Source organism: Methanomethylovorans sp., from assembly GCF_041305605.1.
In the GTDB taxonomy this organism is placed as follows: domain Archaea; phylum Halobacteriota; class Methanosarcinia; order Methanosarcinales; family Methanosarcinaceae; genus Methanomethylovorans.
On the sequence record NZ_JBFYLB010000177.1, the window covers coordinates 1 to 5,075 of the forward strand.

Consider the following 5,075-nt stretch of genomic DNA (forward strand, 5'->3'; position numbering starts at 1 on the left):
GTCCTGCCAGCGGGAATTGATGTCCATGTGCATTTCAGAGAGCCAGGACTTACTCAGAAAGAAGATTGGTATACCGGTTCATGTGCTGCGGCAGCAGGCGGTATCACAACTGTAGTGGATCATCCTAATACCCTCCCTCCAACTGTTGATAAAAAATCATTTTCAGAAAAACTCAAGCTTGCATCCCGTAAATCCATTGTGGATTTTGGTATTCACGGAGGAGTTACAAACAATCTTGAAAAACTGCATGAGCTCTGGGCAGAAGGAGTAACGGCATTTGGGGAGATATTTATGGCGGAATCCACAGGCGGGCTCAATATCGATGAAACAATGCTTGAAAGTGCCCTGGGGGTGATCAAAGAACTTGGGGCATTGGCAGCTATCCATGCGGAAGATGATGCTATTCGCCTAGAGTGCGAGGCATTACTAAAGAATGATATGTCTCCTTCCTCACACTCGCGGGCACGGCCTAATATATGCGAAGCCACTGCAGTGCAAAAGGCGGTAGACATTCTCCGAAAGACTGGTGCAAGGGGTCACATCTGCCATATTAGTGCTTTTGAGTCAGTAGGTGTGCTAGGCAGAGACAGATATATTGCACGGCAAAAAGGTCTATCGCCAATCACATGTGAGGTTACGCCTCATCATCTGTTCCTTTCTACCCGGGATTGGGACAGACTGGGGTGTTATGGTAAAATGAATCCTCCTTTAAGGGATCGTAGGAGTGTTAAGTTCCTTCTGAACTCATTAAATGATGGTAGTGTGGATATTGTAGCATCAGATCATGCTCCTCATTGTGAAAGTGAAAAAGATGCGGACATAAAGACAGCTCCATCGGGGGTTCCAGGAGTGGAAACTCTCATGCCTCTAATGCTTATGGCTGTGAAGAAGAATCTTCTTCCTCTGGGACGCATGATAGATGCTACAAGTGCTGCTCCAGCCAGGATATTTGGTCTGGACAAGTATTCTAAAGGCAGGTTAGAAGTAGGTTTTGATGCTGATATTATCATTGTGGACACAAAAAAGGTAACTCCTATAAAAGGCGACCATTTGCATGGAAAGGCGGGCTGGACTCCTTTTGAAGGAATTGAAGCGATCTTTCCTGAGATTACGATATCAAGGGGTGATGTGATATGGGATGGTGAGATTTCGGCTTCCTATGGCCGGGGTGTATTTTTACCAGGCCATGGGAAGTGCATGGACACTGATGAACATCATTGATAAATTTATGTCCATAGAACCATAACCTTTTAAATATATAATACTATATTATGTTCATGGTGTTGAGATGAAATCCAAGTTCGCTATTCATACTACTCTAAGCGGCGATGCCATCAAGGTCCTTGAAAGATATGAGAAGGATCTGGGCGCCAAAAACGTAGTATTAGAGAAAGCTTTACTTAATCTGGATAACAGTCGATTCAAGGCTAAACTTGATACGCAGAATATTGATAGGTTACTCAAAAGGGTACCTACAGGGGTACCTGGGTTGGATGAATTTTTGGAGGGAGGCTTCCCAAAGGGTTTTTCAGTTGTAGTAACAGGCCCTCCAGGGACAGGTAAAACCACTTTCTGCATGCAGTTCCTGATGGAAGGGGCAAAAAATGGTGAAAGGTGCATCTTCTTTTCATTCGAAGAAAGGGCGCAACAACTCGTACAGCATTTCATGAGATTTGGTTGGGACATAGGTAAGTATATTGATGATGGTTATCTGGAAGTTTTCGGTATATCTATGCTCACTTCAGAAGAGATGATCGAGATCATTGAATCCCATAAACCTGACAGGGTTGTGTTTGATTCCTTAAATGTATTTACAGCTCCAGATGAATTTAGAAAATCTACTTCGTGGCGTGCTTTACATAGATTACTTAAAAAGGATAAAATCACCTCATTGCTCGTTACTGAAAAGACCCACGGAATCGAGAAAAAGCAGTTTGATGACTATGATTTTCTGGGTGATGGAATTGTTTTCCTTGACTTTATTCAGACAAATGATATTGATACTACTCCAATGCCTGTTATGGCTATACAAAAAATGAGGGCCACTCGCATAGATCATACACCTCAACCTTTCAGGTTTACAGCAACTGGTATTGCTAAATACCGCGCATTAACTCTCCCTCAAAAGATGCTCCAGGACAAAATGGACCAGCGTCGTACAGAGCGTGATTTAGGTATAGTATGACATGAGGCTTGCAATCAATACTACTGTATATATAGCCCTGAAGCTTCCGACGCCACCTATACTTATATAGGCGCTTCCATTTTTTTCTCGATCAAGTGTAAGCAGGGAAGCAATACCTCCTGCGAGTATTCCTCCTATACTTGAAATAAAGACCACGCTCTCTGCATTATCTGGTGAAAGTATAAGTGCCAAAGGCAGCGCTATAATTCCTATATGGTCAGGTATTTCTATTCCAACTCCATCGACCATCTCTGATGCAAGGAATGCAATTACAGTGATTATAAGGGCTATTTCCAAAGATGTTGTGATTGGTCCTGTTGCCAAGAGATATACGACAGCCAGGAGGGGTATGATCACTCCTGCAAAGTTTATAGTTAATTTGGTATCGAACACTCTTTCTCTAGGAGTTATGAGTTCTTCTGATATGGGTACACTGTATATCTTTTCTAGGATGAAAGCATGCTGAGGAAGGATTTCGGGTTTTCTTGTGCGTATACTGGCTATAGGTATTTCTATATTTCTTGTGGCCAGCATAAGGAGAAGCATAAGGAAAAGAGGAGCAGATGTTATGTGTCCTATGTTTAACTTATTCTCATAACAGAGGATAGCGATTGGAAGCAGTATTAGTCCAAACACTGCAATCTGTTTTAGTTCCAAACGGTTTACATACCCTCTCATGTTTGCCTCGCACTATGTATTTAAAATCTATCTAAAATCTATAATTGTGATCGCATCAACATTTGCTTTTTCTTTTCAAGCAACCCGTACACTTGGCCATGTGTGGCTCCACCTATTAACATCTCGATGGCAGTCCGAATTATTTGATTTTGTTCTGGAGTACCCAAGATACTTACAGTTTTTCCATAGACGGATATTTTTACGCCGATCATGCTTTCCATTATTTCTCTGGTTTTCCCGGCTTTTCCAATAATGCGTCCCTTTAGACGTATCATTTCCTGGGGTGTACCTGCAGAGTTTGACAGATCGAGGGTTTCGAGCATCATCATTTCATTGTCCATTAATACCATGGCTTTTTCTGGGTTGAATCCCCTGGCAATGGCCTGAATTACATCGGGTGCTCTCATGGATTGGATGGGGTCCTCTCCGGGTATGACCTCTACAGTGCCGTTCTCACTATCTATCTCAATGGTAGCTGTCGATAATTGCTCTATAAGGCTTTTAACCTGTCCTTTAGGGCCGATTATTGCTCCTATTCTATCGTGGGGTACTTTGATGTGGGTCATGATCATTTATCCTTTTTATCTTTTGTTATTAATGTATAAAGGTCGTTTTCATCGGATTTTATGCCGTATTTTTTGAAATAGCGTTCAATGTTCTGAATATCTCTTCGCAGAAATTGGTCCGCTCTTGGGTGTTCAAGAGTTACTGACTGTCCCATATCTATCAATATTGGTTCAATCTGTTCGGTCTCAATGAGTACATTGTATTCGCTAAGGTCTCCATGTACAAGTCCTGCGTCCACATATAGTTTCTTGATATAGTCTATTAGTGTGTCAAAGACCTTTTTAGCAGTTTTCTCGTCCAGTTGTACATCTTTTAAGAGGGGGTATGGTTTTTCGTCCTTTCCCATAAACTCCATTACAAGTATGTTCCTTTCAGTTGTGATGGGTTTTGGGACCTTTATGCCCACTTCACCGGCTCTTAGAAGGTTCCTATATTCTTTTTTAGTCCAGGCGAAAACAATATCTTTCTTTGTGTGTCTTACATCTCTAAAGCGTGGATCACCTATGATGTAATCTTCCATGGAGTTGAATGAACTGGTTGTAATACGGTATATCTTTATTGCAAGGCTATGTTCTTTACCATCAGCCAGAAATACATTTGCTTCTTTGCCTGTGCTTATAGAACCCCCCAAAGCTTCGATTATTCCTTTGTTGGAGAGGGTATATATTGCTTTTAGAGTTGCTTCATCAAAAACATTTTCCGTGACCTTTCTTTTTTCACTGTCTTTGTTTTTGTTTCGCCCGGTATCAACAAGGGTGTCTATGGTTTTGATTTGATCTTCAATTGATTTTGCCATATTTTTATCGGCTCTTCAGATATCCTTTGCGTTCAAGCCAGTTTACCTGCGGACGAGTATATTTCCAGATTACGTCTGCTTTGGTGTCTTGAAAATCCCAGGGTACAGCTATGACTATATCTCCTTCCCGTATCCATGTTTTTTTCTTCATAGAACCTGGGATCCTGCCCATTCTAACGACACCATCCATGCACCTGAGCTTTACTCGATTGGCACCAAGCATATTCTCTACAATAGCCAATACTTCACCCTGGTCCTTGCGAGGTATACGTACTCTGGTCACGCTGCTTTCTGGGTTTTCGAAATCGCTGTTATTGGTAGACAGTTTGATTCCTCTTTAAGTTTCTTATTTATCTGTATATATGTTAATATGCTTATATGGGATAAGTGTCTTTGCTATGCATAAGGTGTTTTTAAAGTTTGCGAACGTATAGCGTTAGGTCTATTTTTCTAATAAACCTTTTTTCATCATGGGTTTGACAACATGCACTATTTTCATCACATGATACCTTTATATACATTTAAGTTCTTTGTATGCTCCCTCGTGGGGACCTAAGTGTTCTCGCGAAGTCGATTCTTTCCTGCAAATTTTTGTAGGAACTGGGTCAAAGAGAAAATATATATACGTTGAATGCGTATATTCATAATCTCGAGTATGGTGGTGAATTCGGCCGTAATGTCCGTTTTGCTTTGTGCCCTGCGCCAGTCGCAAGGTATATATAGCAAGGCGCGCATTATGGTGATTCCCGCACAACAACTGTTGTGCGTGATAATCACCGCTTTATCGTAAGTGGAGACAGGAGTTATTTCTTGTCTGACGTTGGATTTGGCAGTTCGGTTAATTCTGGT

Annotated in this window: 7 protein-coding genes; 2 read left to right on the plus strand and 5 right to left on the minus strand. The window is 41.5% G+C overall.

The window, feature by feature from the left end; all coding sequences use genetic code 11:
* Positions 1-1,221, plus strand: a 1,221-nt coding sequence (locus ACCM36_RS11385; protein ID WP_370573886.1) for a dihydroorotase, incomplete at its 5' end; no start/stop codon positions are given.
* Positions 1,222-1,288: 67 nt separating this feature from the next.
* Positions 1,289-2,185, plus strand: a complete 897-nt coding sequence (locus tag ACCM36_RS11390; RefSeq protein WP_370573887.1) for an RAD55 family ATPase — start codon at positions 1,289-1,291, stop codon at positions 2,183-2,185.
* On the opposite strand, the gene ACCM36_RS11395 is transcribed toward ACCM36_RS11390, so the two are convergent.
* The 5 genes from ACCM36_RS11395 to ACCM36_RS11415 form a co-directional block, all read right to left on the minus strand.
* Entirely contained in the window at positions 2,171-2,863 is a 693-nt protein-coding gene (locus ACCM36_RS11395; RefSeq protein WP_370573888.1) for a DUF1614 domain-containing protein, read from the minus strand. The two genes, ACCM36_RS11390 and ACCM36_RS11395, sit on opposite strands and share 15 nt — an antisense overlap.
* 38 nt (positions 2,864-2,901) lie before the next feature.
* Positions 2,902-3,429, minus strand: coding sequence for a pre-rRNA-processing protein PNO1 (locus tag ACCM36_RS11400; protein WP_370573889.1), 528 nt, complete (start codon positions 3,427-3,429; stop codon positions 2,902-2,904).
* Between the two features lie 2 nt (positions 3,430-3,431).
* Complete coding sequence (locus ACCM36_RS11405; protein WP_370573890.1) at positions 3,432-4,226, minus strand: serine protein kinase RIO; 795 nt, start codon at positions 4,224-4,226, stop codon at positions 3,432-3,434.
* A 4-nt stretch (positions 4,227-4,230) separates the two neighbouring features.
* Positions 4,231-4,557 carry a translation initiation factor eIF-1A gene (gene eif1A / locus ACCM36_RS11410; protein WP_370573892.1) on the minus strand — a complete coding sequence of 109 codons (327 nt, stop codon included), beginning with the start codon at positions 4,555-4,557 and terminating at the stop codon, positions 4,231-4,233.
* Positions 4,558-4,778: 221 nt separating this feature from the next.
* On the minus strand, positions 4,779-5,075 hold a 297-nt coding region (locus ACCM36_RS11415; protein ID WP_370573891.1), incomplete at its 5' end, for a hypothetical protein.

What these genes read in the sequence shown, in the direction of transcription:
- ACCM36_RS11390 (WP_370573887.1), top strand. Translation starts at nt 1,289, where the DNA reads ATGAAATCCAAGTTCGCTATTCATACTACTCTAAGCGGCGATGCCATC.
- ACCM36_RS11395 (WP_370573888.1), bottom strand. Translation starts at nt 2,863, where the DNA reads ATGAGAGGGTATGTAAACCGTTTGGAACTAAAACAGATTGCAGTGTTT.
- ACCM36_RS11400 (WP_370573889.1), bottom strand. Translation starts at nt 3,429, where the DNA reads ATGACCCACATCAAAGTACCCCACGATAGAATAGGAGCAATAATCGGC.
- ACCM36_RS11405 (WP_370573890.1), bottom strand. Translation starts at nt 4,226, where the DNA reads ATGGCAAAATCAATTGAAGATCAAATCAAAACCATAGACACCCTTGTT.